The following is an 18,912-nucleotide window of genomic DNA, read 5'->3' as shown; positions in this document are numbered from 1 at the left end:
TCTGCGGCGTCTGCCGGAGAGCGAGCTCCAGGCGGTGGCGGACGCGGTGCGCGCCGAGATGATCGACGCGGTCTCGATCACCGGCGGCCATCTCGGCTCGGGGCTCGGCGTGGTCGAGCTGACGGTGGCGCTGCACCACGTGTTCGACACCCCCGACGACCGGATCGTCTGGGACGTCGGCCACCAGTGCTACCCCCACAAGATCCTCACCGGACGCCGCGACCGCATCCGCACGCTCCGCCAGGGCGGCGGCCTGTCCGGCTTCACCAAGCGCTCCGAGAGCGTCTACGACCCGTTCGGCGCCGCACACTCCTCCACCTCCATCTCCGCCGCGCTGGGCATGGCGGTGGGCCGCGACCTCGACGCCGCCGCCGCCAGGCAGAACGGCCTGCCGGCGCGCAAGCGCCGCAACAGCATCGCGGTGATCGGCGACGGCTCGATGTCGGCGGGCATGGCCTACGAGGCCATGAACAACGCCGGCGCCCTGCACTCGCGCCTGATCGTCATCCTCAACGACAACGACATGTCGATTGCCCCCCCTGTGGGCGCCATGTCGGCCTACCTCGCCCGGCTCGCCTCCGGCGACACCTACCGGAGCTTGCGCGAGACCGCCAAGCAGCTCGGCAAGCTGCTGCCGCGGGCGCTCTACCAGCGCGCGGCCGCCGCCGAGGAGTACGCCCGCTCGCTGGTGGTGGGCGGGGGCACGATGTTCGAGGAGATGGGCTTCCACTACGTCGGCCCCGTCGACGGGCACAACCTCGACCACCTGCTGCCGGTGCTCAAGAACGTGCGCGACACCGAGCAGGGCCCGATCCTGCTGCACGTGGTCACCCGCAAGGGCAAGGGCTACGCCCCCGCGGAAGCCTCGGCCGACCGCTACCACGGGGTGGTGAAGTTCGACGTGGTCTCAGGCGTGCAGGCCAAGGCCAAGCCGAACGCGCCGGCCTACACCCGGGTGTTCGGCGAGAGCCTGATCAAGGCCGCGGACGCCGACGAGAAGGTGGTGGCGATCACCGCGGCGATGCCCGGGGGCACCGGCATCGACCTGTTCGGCAAGGCGCACCCGGACAGGACCTTCGATGTGGGCATCGCCGAGCAGCACGCGGTGACGTTCGCGGGGGGGCTCGCGACCGAGGGGTACAAGCCGTTCGTGGCGATCTACTCGACGTTCCTGCAGCGGGCCTACGACCAGGTCGTGCACGACGTGGCGTTGCAGAACTTAGCTGTACGGTTCTGCCTGGACCGGGCGGGACTGGTGGGCGCGGACGGGGCGACGCACGCGGGCGCGTTCGACCTGGCCTACCTGTGCTGCCTGCCGAACATGACGGTGATGGCGGCCGCCGACGAGGCCGAGCTGGTGCACATGGTGGCGACCCAGCACGCGCACGACGCGGGCCCGAGCGCGCTGCGCTACCCGCGCGGCGAGGGGGTGGGGGTCGAGCTTCCGGAGCGGGGCGAGGTTCTGCCGATCGGCAAGGGGCGGATCGTGCGCGCGGACGCGAACCCGCGGGTGGCGCTGCTGTCGCTCGGCACGCGGCTGGCGGAGGCGCTGAAGGCGGCCGACAGCCTGGCGGAGCGGGGCGTGCCGGTGACGGTGGCGGACGCGCGGTTCGCCAAGCCCCTGGACGAGGCGCTGATCCTGGATCTGGCGGGGCGCCACGAGGTGCTGATCACGGTGGAGGAGGGCTCGCGGGGCGGGTTCGGGGCGCAGGTTCTGCACCTCCTGGCCGAGCGGGGCGCGCTGGACGCGGGGCGTGTGCGGGTGCGGACGCTGACGCTGCCGGACCTGTACCAGGACCAGGACAGCCCGGAGAAGATGTACGCCCAGGCCGGTCTCGACGCCGCCAGCATCGAGAAGGCCGTCGCCGACGCCCTGCCGGTCGCCAAGGAAGGCCGCTCGCGCCTGCGTCTCGCCTGACCCTGCCATCCGCCGGCGCGCCTTGCCGCGCCGGTGATTCGCGGACTAGAAGCCCGGCGCGGCGGAGTCATCCGCCCGCCGCACGCTCCCTGCGACCCTGAAGGACGATGGCAGAGGCGATCCTCCCCGGCCCCTCCGAGGCCGGCCCCGTGCTGATCACCGGCGCGAGCGGCTTCCTCGGTTCGGCCCTGGTCGACGTGTTCCGCCGCGCGGGCTTCCCCGTGCGGATCCTCGTGCGCGCGTCGAGCCCGCGCCGGAACCTGACCTGGACGGATGTCGAGATCGCCGAGGGCGACATGCGCGACCCCGCCGCCGTGGCGGCGGCGATGCGCGGCCGGCGCTACCTGATCCACGCGGCGGCCGATTACCGGCTGTGGGCGCCGGATAGGGAGGAGATCGTCCGCACCAACCGCGACGGCACCCGGCTGATGATGCGCGCCGCCCTCGACGCGGGCGTCGAGCGGGTCGTCTACACGTCGAGCGTCGCCACGATCCGCCCGCCCGCCGACGGCGTGACGCCCTCCGACGAGACCATGCCGCTGACGCCTGAGACGGCCATCGGCGCCTACAAGCGCAGCAAGGTCGTGGCCGAGCGCGTGGTCGAGGAGATGGTGGCCCGCGACGGCCTACCCGCGGTGATCGTCAATCCCTCGACCCCGATCGGGCCGCGCGACGTGAAGCCGACGCCGACCGGCCGGATCATCCAGGAGGCGGCGCTGGGCAAGATGCCGGCCTTCGTCGATACCGGCCTGAATCTGGCCCACGTGGACGACGTGGCGGCCGGCCACCTGCTCGCCCTGCGAAAGGGGCGGGTCGGCGAGCGCTACATCCTCGGCGGCGAGGACGTGTTCCTGTCGCAGATGCTCGCCGACATCGCCGGGATGGTCGGCCGCAAGCCGCCGACCGTGCGGCTGCCGCGCGCCGCGGTCTACCCGGTGGCGGTGTTCGCGCAGCTCGCCGCCCGGGTCACCGGCCGCCAGCCCTTCGCCACCGTCGACGGCATCCGCATGTCGCGCTACCGGATGTTCTTCTCGGACCGGAAGGCCCGGGCGGAGCTGGGCTACACCGCGCGGCCCTATCGCGAGGGGCTGTCCGACGCGATCGCGTGGTTCCGCGGGGCGGGATACCTGACATGACCGGGCTCGACAGCGCCACCGCCACGCGCTCCGGCAAGGGCCACCGCGACGAGAACTTCCCGGTCGCCTCGCACCTGATCCACCCGCGCCACCGCGGCGCGATCCTGGCGTTCTACAATTACGTGCGCGCGGGCGACGACGTGGCCGACCACGCCGACCTGTCGCCCGAGCGCAAGATCGAGCTGCTCGACCGGCTGGCCGACGCGCTGACCGGCGCGGGCCCCGCCGATCCCGAGGCCGCGCCCTTGAAGGCGGAGCTCGCCGCCCGCGGCCTGCCGCCCCGCCACGCGCTGGAACTGCTCGACGCGTTCCGCATGGACGCGCGCAAGAGCCGCTACACGGACTGGGACGACCTGATCCACTATTGCCGCTACTCGGCGATGCCGGTCGGGCGCTTCGTGCTCGACGTGCACGGCGAGGACCCGGCCCGGGTGTGGGGGCCGTCCGACGCGATCTGCGCGGCGCTCCAGGTGATCAACCACCTCCAGGATTGCGGCAAGGATTTCCGCGGCCTCGACCGGGTCTACATCCCGCAGGACGCGCTGGACCGGCACGGGGCCACCGTCGCCATGCTCGGCGCGGAGCGGGCGTCGCCGCAGCTCCGCGCGGTGATCGCGGACCTCGCCGAGCGCTGCCTCGGCCTGCTCGACGCGGGCGCCGCGCTGCCCGACCTGATCGACGACACCCGCCTGTCCCTGGAGATCGCCGCGATCCACCGCCTCGCGGTGGTCCTGGCGAAAGGCCTGACCACGCGCGACCCGCTCTCGGAGAAGGTCCACCACGGCAAGGCGGCCTTCGCGCTGACCGCGCTCGGCGGCGTCGCCGCGACCCTGGCGCGCCGGCCGTTCCGCGGCCGGATCGTGCGCGCCGCCGCGCAGGGAGCGCGCCCGTGACCGCCGTCGCCAGCCCCGCCCCGCAGGAGGAGGCCGCCCCGGCGCTGCCGGCCGCCGGCTCCTCGTTCTACACCGCCATGCGCCTGCTGCCGAAGCCGCGGCGCGAGGCGATGTACGCCGTCTACGCCTTCTGCCGCGCGGTCGACGACGTGGCCGACGACGGCGGCACGCGCCCCGTGCGGCAGGCCGAGCTCGACCGCTGGCGCGCCGACATCGACGCCCTCTACCAGGGCCGCCCCGTGGCCCGGACCCGCGACCTCGTCGGCCCGGTGCGGGATTTCGGCCTGAAGCGCGAGGACTTCCAGGCGGTCATCGACGGCATGGCGATGGACGCGGTCGAGGACATCGTCGCGCCGGACGAAGCCACCCTCGACCTCTACTGCGACCGGGTCGCCAGCGCGGTCGGGCGGCTGTCGGTGCGCATCTTCGGGATGCCCGAGGCGGATGGGATCCGGCTCGCGTGGCACCAGGGGCGGGCGCTCCAGCTCACCAACATCCTGCGCGACATCGACGAGGATGCCGAGCGCGGCCGCCTCTACCTGCCGCGGGAGAAGCTTCGGGCGATCGGGCTGACCGATCCGACGCCCGCGCAGGCGATCGCCCACCCGCGGATCGGCGAGGTCTGCGCGGGCCTCGCCCGCGAGGCGGAGGCGCACTACCGCGCCACCTGGGAGATCATCCGCCGCAACCCGCGCCGGCCCACCAAGGCGGCGCGGCTGATGGCGGGGGCCTACCATCTCTACCTCAAGGCGGTGGTGCGGCGCGGCTGGGCCGCACCCCGGGCGCGGGTGAAGCCCGGCAAGCTCGCCCTGATCGGCGTGGCCCTGCGGCACGGCGTGATCTGATGGGCACCGTCCACGTCGTCGGCGCCGGCCTCGCCGGGCTCTCCGCGGCCGTCTCGCTCGCCGAGGCCGGGCAGCGCGTCGTCCTGCACGAGGCCGCCAAGCAGGCGGGCGGGCGCTGCCGCTCCTACTTCGATTCGACCCTCGGCCTGACCATCGACAACGGCAACCACCTGCTGCTGTCGGGCAACGCCGACGCGCTGGGCTTCCTGAAGACGGTCGGCGCCCCGGACGACGCGCTCGTCGGCCCCGACGAGGCGGCCTTCGACTTCGCCGACCTGACGAGCGGCCAGCGCTGGCGCCTGCGCCCCAATGCCGGCCGGCTGCCCTGGTGGGTGCTGAGCCCGGGCCGCCGCGTCCCCGGCACCCGCGCCCGCGACTACCTCGCGCCGCTCGGCATCCTGCGCGCCGCCGCCGGCAAGGGGGAGGGGGCGGGCGGCACGATCGGCGCCAGCATGGCCTGCGAGGGCCTGCTCTACGACCGCCTCTGGCACCCGGTGCTGCTCGCGGCCCTCAACACCGAGCCGCGCGACAGCGACGTCGGGCTCGCCGCCCGGATCCTGCGCGAGACGCTCGGCGCCGGCGGGCAGGCCTGCCGGCCGCTCGTGGCGGTGCAGGGCCTGTCCTACGCCTTCGTCGACCCGGCCCTGCGCTACCTCGCCGGGCGCGACTGCGCGATCCGGGTCGGCCGCCGCCTGCGCGGGCTCGACCGGGCCGGGGGCCGCGTCGCGGCCCTGACCTTCTCCGACGGCGTCGAGAGCCTGAGCGCGGGTGATTCGGTCGTGCTCGCCCTGCCGCCCTGGGTGACCGCCGAGGTGTTGCCGGAAGTCCGCGCGCCGCGCGAATTCCGGTCCATCGTGAACGCCCATTTCGCCCTGGCGCCGCCCCCCGGCGCGCCGCTTCTTCTCGGCGTGGTGAACGGGCTCACGGAGTGGCTTTTCGCCTATCCGGACCGCTATTCGGTGACGATCAGCGGCGCCGACAGGCTTCTCGACACCCCCCGCGAAGACCTCGCCCGCCAGATTTGGGGGGAAATCGCCCAGTTGGGCAATCTTGCACCGGAACTGCCTAGCTGGCAGATCGTCAAGGAGAAGCGGGCGACCTTCGCCGCGACGCCGGCCGAGGCCGCGCGACGCTCGGGGGCCGAAACCGCCGTCGCGAACCTGGTTCTGGCGGGGGATTGGACCGCCACCGGGCTGCCGTCGACGATCGAGGGAGCGATCCGTTCGGGCAAGACGGCCGCGCGCGCTCTGACGTGCGCGGGAACACGCGCGCAAAGCGCAGCTTGAGGCATGCCGACCGTATCGCAACGGTCCCAGGGCACGAGGACGATGAGAGAGGCCGTGAGCAAGGTCGAGGCGCTTCAGCGCCCGAAGACGCAGGGGATCACCCTCGATGCCGTCGAGCGGAGCGTGGCGCAGGCGACCCGGGGGCTGACCGCCCTGGCGCACGCGGACGGCCACATCTGCTTCGAGCTGGAGGCGGACGCCACCATCCCGTCCGAGTACATCCTCTACCACCAGTTCCGCGGCACCGAGCCGGCCGAGGGGCTGGAGCGGAAGATCGGCAACTACCTGCGCCGCACGCAAGGCCGGCACGGCGGCTGGTCCCTCGTCCACGAGGGGCCGTTCGACATGAGCTGCACGGTCAAGGCGTACTTCGCCCTGAAGATGAGCGGCGAGGACATCGAGGCGCCGTACATGCGGCGCGCCCGGGAGGCGATCCTGTCCCGCGGCGGCGCGGCCAACGCCAACGTGTTCACCCGCTTCATGCTGGCCCTCTACGGCGAGGTGCCGTGGAGCGCGGTGCCGGTGATGCCGGTGGAGATCATGTTCCTGCCGCGGTGGTTCCCGTTCCACCTCGACAAGGTGAGCTACTGGGCGCGCTGCGTGATGGTGCCGCTGTTCGTCCTCCAGGCGACGAAGCCGCGGGCGCGCAACCCGCGCGGCATCGGCGTGCAGGAGCTGTTCGTCACCCCGCCGGCCTCGGTCCGCTCCTGGCCGGGCAGCCCGCACGCCACGTGGCCGTGGACGCCGATCTTCGGCTTCATCGACCGCATCCTCCAGCGCACCGAGAACCACTTTCCGAAGAAGCGCCGCAAGCGCGCCATGGAGATGGCCCGCGCCTGGGTGAGCGAGCGCCTGAACGGCGAGGATGGGCTGGGGGCGATCTTCCCCGCCATGGTCAACTCGGTCCTGATGTACGAGGTGATGGGCTACGGGCCCGACCACCCGCAGGTGCGCATCGCCCGCGACGCCATCGAGAAGCTCGTGGTCGTCAAGGCCGACGAGGCCTACGTGCAGCCCTGCGTCTCGCCGGTCTGGGACACCGCGCTCGCGAGCCACGCGCTGCTCGAAGCCGGCGGCGGCGACGCCGAGGCGCAGGCCCGCGCCGGCCTCGACTGGCTGAAGCCCCGGCAGGTGCTCGACATCAAGGGCGACTGGGCGGCGGCCAAGCCCGACGTGCGGCCCGGCGGCTGGGCGTTCCAGTACGGCAACGCCCACTACCCCGACCTCGACGACACCGCCGTGGTGGTGATGGCGATGGACCGGGCGATGCGCCAGCACGGGCTGGTCGCCGGCATGCCCGACTACAAGGCCTCGATCGCCCGGGCCCGCGAGTGGGTCGAGGGGCTGCAATCGGCCGACGGCGGCTGGGCCGCCTTCGACGCCGACAACAACCACATGTACCTCAACCACATCCCGTTCTCGGACCACGGGGCGCTGCTCGACCCGCCGACCGCGGACGTGACCGCCCGGGTGGTGGGCATGCTCGCCCAGCTCGGCGAGACCCGCGAGACCTCCCGCGCCCTCGACCGCGGCGTGAACTACCTCCTGAACGACCAGGAGGAGGACGGCTCGTGGTACGGCCGCTGGGGCATGAACTTCATCTACGGCACGTGGTCGGTGCTGAACGCCCTGAACGCCGCCGGCATCGATCCCGCCGACCCGCGCGTGCGCAAGGCCGCCGCGTGGCTGATCCGGATCCAGAACCCGGACGGCGGCTGGGGCGAGGACGCCTCGTCCTACAAGATCGACCCGGCCTTCGAGCCCGGCTCCTCCACCGCCTCGCAGACCGCCTGGGCGCTGCTGGCGCTGATGGCGGCGGGCGATTGCGAGGACCCGGCGGTGACGCGGGGCGTGAACTTCCTCACCCGCACCCAGGAGGCGGACGGCCTCTGGAGCGAGGAGCGCTACACGGCGACCGGATTCCCGCGGGTGTTCTACCTGCGCTACCACGGCTACCCGAAGTTCTTCCCGCTCTGGGCGCTGGCCCGCTACCGCAACCTCAAGCGGAGCAACACCCGGCAGGTCGCGTTCGGGATGTAATCGGCGGACGCGGGGCCGGTGCGCTGGTAGGGTGCCGGCCCCGCCGCCGTGCCGGCCTGCCGCGCTGACCGATCCGTGCCTTCGAGCGACCCCGATCCGTCCCGCGCGGGCCCCGCGCCCCGGCCGCGCCTTGCGGCCCTGGCCGGACTGGTCCACCAGCGCGCGATGATCGATCCCGCAGCCCCCGTCCTCGCCGTCACCGGGCTCGCCCGCGAGCGCCGGCTCGCCGCGGGCCCGGGCGTGGAGGCGGTCGGCGCGGGCGGGAGCCCGGTCCGGCTGCGCGCGCTCCTCGACGCGCGGGTGCCGCCCGGCTGCCGGGCGGTGGTCAGCTTCGGCATCGCCGGGGGGCTCGATCCGGCGCTGCGGCCCGGCGACGTGGTGGTCGGCACCGGCGTCGTCACCGGGGACGGGCGCCGCCCGGCCGACCTCGACGCCGCAGCGGCGCTCCTCGGCCTGCTCGGGGACCTGCCGAACCGGGTGGTCTCCGCCGACCTCGCGGGCGTCGACGCGGCGGTGCTGGCTGTGGCGGACAAGGTCGCCCTCCGGGCCGGCACCCAGGCCGCGGCGGTCGACATGGAATCGCACGTCGCCGCCGCCTTCGCAGGCCGGCACGGGCTGCCCTTCGCGGCGCTCCGCGTGATCTGCGACCCGGCGGACCGGGCGCTGCCGCCGTTCGCCGCCGAGGCCCTGACGCCGGACGGCGAGCCCGACATCCGCGGCGTCCTCTGGGCGCTCGCCACCGGCCGCGCCCGGGTCGGCGACCTCGTCCGCCTCGGCCGCGATTCCGCCGCGGCCTTCGCCGTGCTCGGCCGCTGCCGGGCCCTGCTGGGCGCCGGACTCGGCGTGCCGCGGCCCGAGCCCGCCGCCTCCTGAACGAGGCCGCCTCCTGAACGAGACTGGCGCCGGCCACGGGGCCGGCGCCAGTCGAAGTCAGCAGAGTGGGGCGCGGGTCGGACGAGCCCGCGCCCGACCCGGATCAGCCGGCGTTCCCGGTGAGCGAGATCGCCACGAAGCGGGTCTGGCCCTTGGCGCTCTTCACCCGCATCAGCACCGCCTTGCGGCCGTTCGACTCGGCGGAGCGGATCTGCGCCGCGACGTCGGAGGGGCTCGACACCGACTGGCCGCCGACATCGAGGATCAGGTCGCCCTGCTCGATGCCCTTGGCCGCGGCCGGCCCTTCGGGATCGACCTGCACCACCGCCACGCCTTGGTCGGAGAGACCGACCTCGGCGGCCGGGGCGAGCCCCAGCCCGAGGCGGGGCTGGCCGTCGCTGCCCGCGTCGCCGCGGCTCGCGACCTTGCCGTCGCCGGGCAGCGCGCCGAGGGTGACGGTGGCCGTGTCGGTCTTGCCGCCGCGCAGGTAGGTCAGGTCGATCTTCGTGCCCGGCTTCAGGCCGGCGATCTTCCGGGACAGCTCGCGGGCGCTGCTCACCGCGTCGCCGTTGACCTTCTCGATCACGTCGCCCGCCTTGAGGCCGGCCTTGGCCGCGGGGGTGCCGCTCTCGGCGTGATCCACCAGGGCGCCCTTGGCCTTATCGAGGCCCAGCCCCTCGGCGATGTCCTGCGTCACCGGCTGGATCTGCACGCCGAGGTAGCCGCGGGCGACCTTGCCGTCGGTGCGGAGCTGGTCGACGACCGTCTGCACCGTGTCCGCGGGGATCGCGAAGGCGAGGCCGACGCTGCCGCCCGAGGGCGAGGCGATGGCGGTGTTCATGCCGACCACCTCGCCGTTGACGTTGAAGGTCGGGCCGCCCGAGTTGCCCTTGTTGATCGGCGCGTCGATCTGGAGGAAATCGTCGTAGGGCCCGGCGCCGATGTCGCGGCCGCGGGCCGAGACGATGCCGGCGGTGACCGTCCCGCCGAGACCGAACGGGTTGCCGATCGCCACCACCCAGTCGCCGACCTGCGGCGCGGCCTTGCCGAACTGCACGTAGGGGAAGTTGCCGGCCTCCTTGATCTTCAGCAGCGCCACGTCGGTCTTCGAATCCTTGCCGATCACCTTGGCGTCGAGGGTGCGGCCGTCGTCGAGGGTCACCTGGACGGTCTTGGCGTGGTCGACGACGTGGTTGTTGGTCACCACGTAGCCGTCGGCGGAGATGATGAAGCCGGAGCCCACCGCGCCGCGCTGGCCCTGCCGCTGCTGCGGCATTCCGGGGCCGTTGCCGGGGCCGTTGCCGGGACCGCCCTCGCCGAAGCGGCGGAAGAATTCGCGCAGTTGCGGCGGCACGTTCTGGAGGTTGTTGCCGCTCGGGCCGGACTCGTCGTCGCCGCTCGCCGTCCCGTCGAGCTTCACCTTCACCGAGACGACGCCCGGCTTCACCTTGTTGACGATGCCTGCGAACGAGCCGGGCGGGTGCTCGGGCGCCTCGATCGGGGTCTTGGGCAGGGCCTGCGCGTAGGCGGGCGTCGTGGAGGGCATGTAGCCGCTGCCGACGGCGCCGCCCGCGATCAGCGCGGCGGCGGCCACAGAGGCGAGCGCGCGGCGGGAGTAGCGGGTCTCGGTCATGGGGGTCTCAGCCTCTTCGGGACGATCGGGACGACGCCGCTCGCGGCGGTCGATGCCATCGTTCTACGGGGCGGCCCCTGACCCGGGCGTGGCGGGTGGATTACGGTTTCGTCAGGTGCGATCCAGGGGGTTCGGACGGCGGGACGCGGTCAGTGCAGGGGCTGGAAGGACACGCCGAATTGATCGCAGATCGACGCCAAGCGCTTGTCGCGCGTCCAGATCCGCGAACCCGGCATGAGCTTGGCGGATGCCAGCAGATGGGCATCGACGTAGCCGATACCGAGGCCGTAGATCTGGTGCGTCACGATGAGATCCAGGACTTCCCGATGTTCGGCGACGTCGGCCTGGGGCATTTCCTCGAGTGTCGCCATGAAGTCGAGATGCTGAGAAACATTACCCAACATCAGTTCACCCACGACATAGGGGTGGACGCGTTGCAGCATCTCTCGCATGAGATCGACCAAGAGCGGCTCGGACGCGCGCAGGTGGTCGATCCACACGTTGGTATCGACGATGATCACGGCTCCGAGCGACGCCGAGACCCCGCCTCCGCCCCCGGATAGGTTCCGCCGAGCAGCGCCATGCGCCGCGACGCCTCGCGCTGGACGAGGGCGCGCAGCGCTTCCCGGACGAGTTCGGATTTCTCGGTGATCCCGGTGTAGCGCTGCGCCTTCGCGAGCAGCTCGTCATCGAGGTTGATCGTCGTGCGCATCGCGGCCTCCGTCTGGAGACATCATATAGCGCATCATTCGATGCCGATCGAGATGCGCCGGTCGCGATCCCCGATGCCCGGATCACCTCCGACGATCGCCCTCAATCGTCGCTCAGCCGCGCCAGCGCCTCCTCGATCTTGGCGAGCCGCGCCGCCTCGGCCTCGCGGCGCTCGCGGGTCTCCTCGATGATCTCCTCGGGGGCGCGGGAGACGAAGTCGGCGTTGCCGAGCTTGCCGTCGATCTTCCGGATCTCGCCCTGCGCCTTCGCCTGCTCCTTGCGCAGCCGCGCCACCTCGGCGGCGAGGTCGACGATGCCCTCCAGGGGCAGGGCGGCGACGGAGCCGCGCACGAGGAGCTGGACCGCCTTCTTCGGCGGCGCGTCCGCGAACGCGATCTCGGAGAGCCGGGCGAGGCGGGTGAGCGTGTCGCGCCACGCCTCGACCCGGGCGCGCACGGCCGCGTCCGCGCCGACCAGCACCAGGGGCACGTGGGCGGCGGCCGGCACGCCGGTCTCGGAGCGGGCCGAGCGGATCTCGCTGACGAGATCGACCACGAACCCGACCTCGGCCTCCGCGCCGGCATCGGCGTAGCGCGACAGGTCGGGCCAGGGGGCGAGCGCCAGCAGGCCGCGGTCGGCCACGCCCGCGCCCTTGATCGCCCACAGCTCCTCGGTGAGGAACGGCATGAACGGGTGCAGCAGCTTGGCGACCTGATCGATCAGGAACGCGACCGTCGCCTGCGTCTCGGCGCGGGCCGCCGAGTCGACGCCCTCGCCCTGGAGGACGGGCTTGGCGAGTTCGAGATACCAGTCGCAGAACGTGTTCCAGGTGAAGCGGTAGGCCGCCGCCGCCGCGTCGTTGAACCGGTAGGCCGCGAGCGCGCCCTCGACCTCGGACACCGCGCGGGCGGCCTCGGTCAGCGCCCAGCGGTTGATGGCTCCCGTCACAGCGGCGGGGTCGAAGGCCGGATCGAGGCGGCAGCCGTTCAGCTCGGCGAAGCGGGCCGCGTTCCAGAGCTTGGTTGCGAAGTTGCGGTAGCCCTGCACCCGGTCGGTGGACAGCTTGATGTCCCGCCCCTGGACGGCCAGCGCGCACAGGGTGAAGCGCAGGGCGTCGGCGCCGACCTGATCGATCAGGTCGAGGGGATCGACGACGTTGCCCTTCGACTTCGACATCTTCGCGCCGGACGCGTCGCGCACCAGCGTGTGCAGGTAGACCGTGTCGAACGGCGTCCGGTCCGTGAGCTGGAGACCCATCATCATCATGCGGGCGACCCAGAAGAACAGGATGTCCTTGCCGGTCACCAGCGTATCGGTCGGGTAGTGGCGGGCCAGCTCCGGCGTCGCGTCGGGCCAGCCGAGCGTCGAGAACGGCCACAGGGCGGAGGAGAACCACGTGTCGAGGACGTCCGGGTCGCGGGTCAGCGCCACCGGCCGGCCCTGCCGCGCCTCGGCCTCGGCGAGCGCTTCCGCCTCGCTCTCGGCCACGTAGATCCCCCCGTCGGCGTCGTACCAGACCGGGATCTGGTGGCCCCACCAGAGCTGGCGCGAGATGCACCAGGGCTCGATGTTGGTCAGCCACTGGAAGAAGATCTTTTCGTAGTTCTCCGGGACGAACCGGGTCTGGCCGTCGCGCACCGCCTGCATGGCGCGTTCGGCGAGCGGCTTGGCGTTCACGTACCACTGGTCGGTCAGGTAGGGCTCGATCACGACGCCCGAGCGGTCGCCGTGCGGCACCGCGTGGGCGTTCGGCTCGACGAGGCGCAGGCGCCCGCGCGCCTCCATCAACGCCACGACGGCCTTGCGCGCCGCCGCCCGGTCGAGCCCGTGCAGCGCCAGCGCCTCGGGCTCCGGCGCCGCGTCGGCGAGGAAATCGGCGTTGCCGTCGAGCAGCATCGCCGCTTCCGCGTCGAGCACGTTGATCGCCGCCAGCCCGTGCCGCCGGCCGACCTCGAAGTCGTTGAAGTCGTGGGCGGGGGTGATCTTGACGGCGCCGGTGCCCTTCTCGGGATCGGAGTAGGCGTCGGCCACGATCGGGATCAGGCGGCCAACCAGCGGCAGGCGGACGTGGCAGCCGACGAGATCCGTGTAGCGCGCGTCCTCCGGGTGGACCGCGACGGCGGTGTCGCCGAGCATCGTCTCCGGCCGGGTGGTGGCGACCGTGATGACCGCGCCGGTCTCGGCGCCGGCCTCGTCCACGACGGGATAGTCGAAGTGCCAGAGATGGCCCTTGGTCTCGACCTGCACGACTTCGAGGTCGGAGATCGCGGTCTGGAACTTCGGGTCCCAGTTCACGAGGCGCTTGTCGCGGTAGATCAGCCCCTGCTCGTGGAGCGTGACGAAGGTCTTGAGCACCGCGCGGCTCAGGCCCTCGTCCATGGTGAAGCGCTCGCGCGACCAGTCGCAGGAGGCGCCGAGCCGCTTCAACTGCTCGACGATCGCCCCGCCCGATTCCGCCTTCCACGCCCAGACCTTCTCGACGAAGGCCGCGCGGCCGATCTCCCGGCGGCCGGGCTCCTGCCGCTCCATCATCCGGCGCTCGACCACCATCTGCGTGGCGATGCCGGCGTGGTCGGTGCCGGGCTGCCACAGCACGTCGCGCCCGCGCATCCGCTCGAAGCGGCAGAGCACGTCCTGCAACGTGTTGTTGAGGGCGTGGCCCATGTGCAGCGAGCCCGTCACGTTCGGCGGCGGGATCACGATGGTGTAGGGGGCGGCGCCCGCGCGCTCGGGCCGGCCGGCGCGGAAGGCGCCCGCATCTTCCCAGGCCGCGCGGATGCGCGCCTCGACGGAGGCGGGATCGAAGGTTTTGTCCATCATGACGGAGGCAGGCCGGCTGACGCGTGTACAGGGGATCTGCACCCGCTTTCGACCGTCAGGCTGCCCCCGTCAACACGGGGCGGCGCCTTACCGGCCCCGCGACACGCGCTCGATCTCCGCGCGCACGAGGCGCTCGACCACGACCGGCAGGTTGTCGTCGAGCCACGCCTTCAGCATCGGCCGCAGCATGTCCTTGACCAGATCCTCCAGCGTGCGGGCGTTCTGCGTCAGCACGGTGTGGGCCAGCAGGTTGAAGGCGTTGCCGACGCTGGCGTCGGTGGCCGGCGAGACCAGCGGCTCGGGCTCCGGCTCGGGCCGGGCGGGCGCCCGCGGGGGCGGGCTCGGCTGCGCGGCGGCGGGCGGGGGCTCGGGCAGCAGCGGCTCCGGCTCGGGCTCGGGCTCCGGCTCGGCGAAGTCCACCGCCAGATCGGTGTCGAAATCGATCGGGTCGAGGTCGAGGGGCGCCGGGGCGGGCGGCTCGGGGCGGCGGACCACCGGCTCGGCCACCTCGGCGAGGTCGAGGACGTCGTCGGGCTCGGCCGGCGGGCGCGCGGCGGCTTCGGCGGGCTTGGCGGCCTGATCGTCGGCGATGATCCGCCGGATCGAGGCCAGGATCTCCTCCATCGAGGGCTCGTTCGCCCTCTCCGCAGCCTTGTCCTGAACTTTGGGGCTCGCTGCATTCATGACGGACGCGCACTCGGGCAGAGAAGGCGGAGGCGACCCGCGGCGGGTCGAACCTCAGTATTTCACGCCCACACGGCGCGGCAAGCGCGCCCGCACCACAGTCCAGCGGGAAAACCAGCCCGGTCCACGCCCCGTCCGGGCGCTCAGCGCCCGTCCGGCGTGCGCAGGCCGAACCACAGATCCTTGACCTGATCGTAGTGCACCTTGGCACTGTAGTGCTCGACCGGCAGCGCGGTGAAGCGGGCGGTGAGCTGGCCGATCGCCTGGACCACGCCGTAGGAGAAGATCACCCGGTCGCGCTGGGCGACGATCAGGTTCACGCGGGAGTTCAGCAGTTCCTGCTGGGCGTTAAGCACGTCCAGCGTGGTGCGCTGGCCGACGCGGGCCTCCTCGCGCACGCCGTTCAGCGCCACCTCGTTGGCCTGCACCTGCGCCTGGGCGGCGATCACCTGGGCCTTGGCCGCCTCCAGCCGCCCCCAGAAGTCGACGATCTGCGCCCGGATCTGGTCGCGGATCTGGTCGACCTGGATGCGGTTCTGGCCGACGATCTCCTTCTGCTGGCGCACCTGCGCGTAGACCTGCCCGCCCTCGTAGATCGGGATCGTCACCCGGCCGAGGATGGTGGCGGTGACGCCGTTCGAGTTGGCGAGCTGCTGGTCGAAGCGCTGCTGCACCGAGCCCTGGAGGCTGACCTGCGGGGCGAGCTGGCCCTCCAGCACCTTCACCTGCGCCTCGGCCGCGTCGAGCGCGTGCTGGGCGGAGACGATCTGCGGGTGCTCGCGCAGGCCGATGGCGATGGCCGCGTCGAGGCTGGCCGGCACGTAGCGGTCGAGCGGGCGCCCGGGGGCGAGCGAGCGCGGCTCGACGCCGATGTTCTGGCGGTAGATGCCGATCGCGGTGCGCAGGGCCGATTCGGCGGCGCTGACCTGCGAGCGGGCGCCGGCGAGCCGCGCCTCGGCCTGGGCGACGTCGGTGCGCGTCACCTCGCCGACGTTGAAGCGGTCGCGGGTCTGGCGGAGCTGCTCCTCCAGCACCTCGACGTTGTTGCGGTTGAGCTCCAGCGTGGCCGTGTTGCTCAGCACGTTCATGTACGACTGGACGGCGTTGTACAGCACCGTCAGCTCGGTGAAGCGCAGGGTCTCGCGCTGGCTGTAGACCGTCGACTCGGCCCGGCGGACGTTGTTGTCGGTCTGAAAGCCGTTGAACAGGGTCTGGTTGACGGTGATGCCGGCCCCGCCCGGGGTCGTGGTCTGCCGGAAGGTGGGGCTGACGCTGTCGCTCACGTTGCCGGTCGACGACGCGACGCCGCCGCTCGAACCGCCCGTGGACCCGCCGCCCGCGGTTCCTCCGCCGCCGCCGGACGCGCCCACCGTTCCGATCGTGCCGGACCCCGCGGTCAGCAGAGCCTGGGTCCGCGCGAAGCCGAGCAGGTCCCGGCCTTTGACGTTGCCCGCCCGGCCCTCGAAGTACGAGCTGCCGATATCGGCCTCGACGTTCACGGTCGGCCGGTAGCCCGACTGCGCGATGGCCACGCTCTCGTCGGTGGCGCGGACGCCGGCGCGGCTCGCGTTCAGCGCCGGGTTGCCGCGGTAGGCCCGCGCCAGCGCGCTCTCCAGGGTCTCGGCCCCGACCGGCGCGGCTGCGACGACCGCGGCCAGGCTGGCGGCGAGGCCGGTCAGCCGCAGCGCGGTAAGGCTCGCAGGTTCACGTGCACTCACGTTTGTCAGCCCTTGCGGTCACTCGACGATGCGGATGTCCGCCGCGAAAGCGGCGGTCGTGCGGTCGCACGTGCCCATTCGATCCAAGCCCGCCCTGGGCAGACCTTAGCCGTATCTCAGGTGTTCGGCACGGGGTGGAAACCGTTGACGACTCGAATCGCCGGGGGTGGCGCATAAAGGCGACACCTCCCCGCGGCCGCGATCTAACAATGCCGCGGCGCAGGCGCGATCTAAATCCGCCCTCGTTCCCGGATCGAGAGCAGCATTCGCCGCGGCCCCGCGGTCGAGGCCCGGCCCATTCCCGCGGAAAGACTAAATTCCGCGGCGGATAGACGCCCGGAAGGTCCTCAGAAGGTGAACCCCGTCTCGGCGGCGAATGCGGACAGGCCCGGCATCGCAGCGTCGAACAGGGGGCGCGCGCCGTAGGCGTCGCCCGCCCGGACGAACAGCGTCGCCTTCGCGCCGCGGTCGGGGCCGAGGATGCAGACGAGGCGGCCGTCGTCCTTGAGCTGCTCCAGCAGGGCCTGCGGCCGGACCTCGACGCGGCCGTTGACGAGGATCGCGTCGTAGGGCGCGCCGTCCGGAGCGCCGGCGGCCAGCGGCCCCTCGACGACGCTCCCCCCGGCACCGAGGCGCTCGCGGGCCGCCTCGGCCAGCGCCGGGACCGATTCCAGGGCGGTGACCGTGGCGCCGAGCCGCGCCATCACCGCGGCGGCATAGCCGTAGCCCGTGCCGACATCGAGGGCGGCGGCGCCGGGCCGGAGCTTGAGGGCCTGGATCATCCGCGCCAGCACCATCGGCGCGGCCGTGGTCCGGACGTCGCCCTCGGCCCCGCCGAGCTTCAGCGGCTGGTCGATGTAGGCGAAGGCCTCGCGGCCCCGGGGGACGAAATCCTCGCGCGGCACGCTGTCGAACGCGTCGAGCACCGCGTTGTCGTTCACGTCGAAGGTCCGCAACTGGCAGTCGACCATCATCCGCCGCGCCTGCGCGTAATCGAGCATCGGATCCCTCGTCCCGAATCGTCGGAAGCCGCCGGGCGCGTCGCCCAGCCGTCTCCCGGGGCAAGCTCGGCCCGGCGGGGTTTTCGGAGATCGACCGGCAAAACGCAAGATTCGGGAGCGGGTCGGCAGGGCTCCGAACTCGGGTTAACGCCGGGCCACCTCGGCTGCGATCCATCACCAGCGTCATTCCGGGGCCGCGCAGCGGAGCCCGGAATCCAGAACCACAGGGCGTGCCGAGCATGGCAGTGGTCGGCGTTTCTGGATCCCGGGCTCGCCTCCGGCGCCCCGGGATGACGGAGTGTGTGTCAGAACCGGCGACAAACACGCTGCGGCTGTGTCGCGTTCATCCGAGTTCGGAGCCCTGAGCGGGTCGGGCGATCGTCCCGGGAGGCTGTCGTGTTCCGTGGCTCCTGGGTCCCCGGTCAGCCCACGTGTTCGTCAGCCGACCCGTTCGTCAGCCCACCCGTTCTAAAAAATCGCCGACCGCCAGCGCCCCGCCGGCGATCACCTCGGCGTAGACGCCGAGATCACGGTGGCCGAGCCGGGCGTCCAGCGTCCAGGGGATGTCGAGGTCGCGCACGCCGCTGTCCGGGTCGACGTTGGTGGCGGCGCAGCGCACCGTCCGCTTGGTGATCTTGAGCCGCAGCCCGCTCGGGGCCTCCAGCACGCGGCCGACCATCTCCAGCTCGGCGAACGGCGCCAGCCCCTCGACCAGCAGGTTGCCGCGGAAGCGCAGCGGATCGACGGGCACGCCGAGATACGCCTCCACCGCCTGCACGCTCGCCCGGTTGATGATCGAGACGTAGCCGGTGGCCGAGTCGGTGAAGCGGTAGCGCTCCGCCGGCGCCGCCAGCACCCGCGGCTCGCCGCGCAGCGCCTCCGGCACGAACCGCCGGATCAGGTCCTCCAGCGCGGCGCGGCCCTCGGCCGTGTCGAGCCGCGCGGCGAGCGGTTCGCCGGCGCCCTCCACGGTCAGGGTCGCGCTGGCGTCGTCGTAGCGGGTGCGCAGGCGGGCGAGCGCCTCGTCGCGCATCAGCATCAGGTACTTGGTCTTCGGCTGGTGGCGCGGCGCCGTCGCGTCGAAGCCGGACGGGCCGTTCTCGATCGCGTAGAGCCGGTCGCCGGGGAAGTAGCCGCTCGTCTCCAGCACGGCCCGCTCCAGCGGCTCGGGGCTGAGGCCCTTGACCGGGTAGCGGTAGAGGGCGGCGAGGCGGATGGTTTCGGAGGCGGCCATGCGCGGAGCGTGACCCTATTCCGCGGCCGCGCGCAAGCGGCCACGCTCCCCTTGTGGTGCGCAAATGCAACACCACATCGTGAGCACCGGCGGCGAGACCGCGCCGGGGCTCCCGCGGCG

15 protein-coding genes are annotated in these 18,912 nt (G+C 72.6%); 7 read left to right on the top strand and 8 right to left on the bottom strand.

What is annotated here, in order from left to right; translation table 11 throughout:
- Position 1: 1 nt before the first annotated feature.
- The 7 genes from dxs to Q8W71_RS25800 all read left to right on the top strand — a co-directional run bounded on the left by dxs (position 2) and on the right by Q8W71_RS25800 (position 8,991).
- Entirely contained in the window at positions 2-1,918 is a 1,917-nt protein-coding gene (gene dxs, locus Q8W71_RS25830) for a 1-deoxy-D-xylulose-5-phosphate synthase (RefSeq protein WP_305528283.1), read from the top strand.
- A gap of 107 nt (positions 1,919-2,025) precedes the next feature.
- On the top strand, positions 2,026-3,054 hold the full coding sequence (gene hpnA, locus Q8W71_RS25825) for a hopanoid-associated sugar epimerase (RefSeq protein WP_305528282.1): 1,029 nt from the start codon (positions 2,026-2,028) through the stop codon (positions 3,052-3,054).
- Positions 3,051-3,947, top strand: a complete 897-nt coding sequence (gene hpnC, locus Q8W71_RS25820) for a squalene synthase HpnC (RefSeq protein ID WP_305528281.1) — start codon at positions 3,051-3,053, stop codon at positions 3,945-3,947. The genes hpnA and hpnC overlap by 4 nt, the downstream gene beginning before the upstream one ends.
- Positions 3,944-4,792 carry a presqualene diphosphate synthase HpnD gene (gene hpnD, locus Q8W71_RS25815; RefSeq protein WP_305528280.1) on the top strand — a complete coding sequence of 283 codons (849 nt, stop codon included), beginning with the start codon at positions 3,944-3,946 and terminating at the stop codon, positions 4,790-4,792. The genes hpnC and hpnD overlap by 4 nt, the downstream gene beginning before the upstream one ends.
- Positions 4,792-6,078, top strand: a complete 1,287-nt coding sequence (hpnE, locus tag Q8W71_RS25810; RefSeq protein WP_305528279.1) for a hydroxysqualene dehydroxylase HpnE — start codon at positions 4,792-4,794, stop codon at positions 6,076-6,078. The genes hpnD and hpnE overlap by 1 nt, the downstream gene beginning before the upstream one ends.
- Before the next feature lie 42 nt (positions 6,079-6,120).
- Complete coding sequence (gene shc / locus Q8W71_RS25805) at positions 6,121-8,118, top strand: squalene--hopene cyclase (RefSeq protein ID WP_305528278.1); 1,998 nt, start codon at positions 6,121-6,123, stop codon at positions 8,116-8,118.
- A gap of 165 nt (positions 8,119-8,283) precedes the next feature.
- Positions 8,284-8,991, top strand: coding sequence for a phosphorylase family protein (locus Q8W71_RS25800; RefSeq protein ID WP_305528284.1), 708 nt, complete (start codon positions 8,284-8,286; stop codon positions 8,989-8,991).
- Between the two features lie 103 nt (positions 8,992-9,094).
- On the opposite strand, the gene Q8W71_RS25795 is transcribed toward Q8W71_RS25800, so the two are convergent.
- The 8 genes from Q8W71_RS25795 to Q8W71_RS25760 form a co-directional block, all read right to left on the bottom strand.
- Complete coding sequence (locus Q8W71_RS25795; RefSeq protein WP_305528277.1) at positions 9,095-10,624, bottom strand: Do family serine endopeptidase; 1,530 nt, start codon at positions 10,622-10,624, stop codon at positions 9,095-9,097.
- A 149-nt stretch (positions 10,625-10,773) separates the two neighbouring features.
- A complete protein-coding gene (locus tag Q8W71_RS25790) occupies positions 10,774-11,145 on the bottom strand; it encodes a type II toxin-antitoxin system VapC family toxin (RefSeq protein WP_305528276.1) in 372 nt (123 codons plus the stop codon).
- Positions 11,142-11,336 carry a type II toxin-antitoxin system VapB family antitoxin gene (locus Q8W71_RS25785; protein WP_305528275.1) on the bottom strand — a complete coding sequence of 65 codons (195 nt, stop codon included), beginning with the start codon at positions 11,334-11,336 and terminating at the stop codon, positions 11,142-11,144. Before Q8W71_RS25785 ends, Q8W71_RS25790 begins: the two co-directional genes overlap by 4 nt.
- A 101-nt stretch (positions 11,337-11,437) precedes the next feature.
- Positions 11,438-14,155: a valine--tRNA ligase gene (locus Q8W71_RS25780; protein ID WP_305528274.1), complete on the bottom strand. Its 2,718-nt coding sequence runs from the start codon at positions 14,153-14,155 to the stop codon at positions 11,438-11,440.
- An 87-nt stretch (positions 14,156-14,242) separates the two neighbouring features.
- Positions 14,243-14,779, bottom strand: coding sequence for a PopZ family protein (locus Q8W71_RS25775; protein WP_305528273.1), 537 nt, complete (start codon positions 14,777-14,779; stop codon positions 14,243-14,245).
- A gap of 203 nt (positions 14,780-14,982) precedes the next feature.
- The gene (locus Q8W71_RS25770; RefSeq protein ID WP_305528272.1) at positions 14,983-16,557 is read right to left on the bottom strand and encodes a TolC family outer membrane protein; all 1,575 of its coding nucleotides are present in this window, start codon (positions 16,555-16,557) and stop codon (positions 14,983-14,985) included.
- 347 nt (positions 16,558-16,904) lie between these two features.
- The gene (locus Q8W71_RS25765) at positions 16,905-17,558 is read right to left on the bottom strand and encodes a protein-L-isoaspartate O-methyltransferase family protein (RefSeq protein WP_305528271.1); all 654 of its coding nucleotides are present in this window, start codon (positions 17,556-17,558) and stop codon (positions 16,905-16,907) included.
- A gap of 454 nt (positions 17,559-18,012) precedes the next feature.
- Positions 18,013-18,792, bottom strand: coding sequence for an MOSC domain-containing protein (locus Q8W71_RS25760; RefSeq protein ID WP_305528270.1), 780 nt, complete (start codon positions 18,790-18,792; stop codon positions 18,013-18,015).
- Positions 18,793-18,912: the final 120 nt, after the last annotated feature.

It is taken from the genome of Methylobacterium amylolyticum, assembly GCF_030700245.1.
Lineage (GTDB): Bacteria > Pseudomonadota > Alphaproteobacteria > Rhizobiales > Beijerinckiaceae > Methylobacterium.
This window is presented reverse-complemented; position numbering and strand designations above follow the sequence as displayed.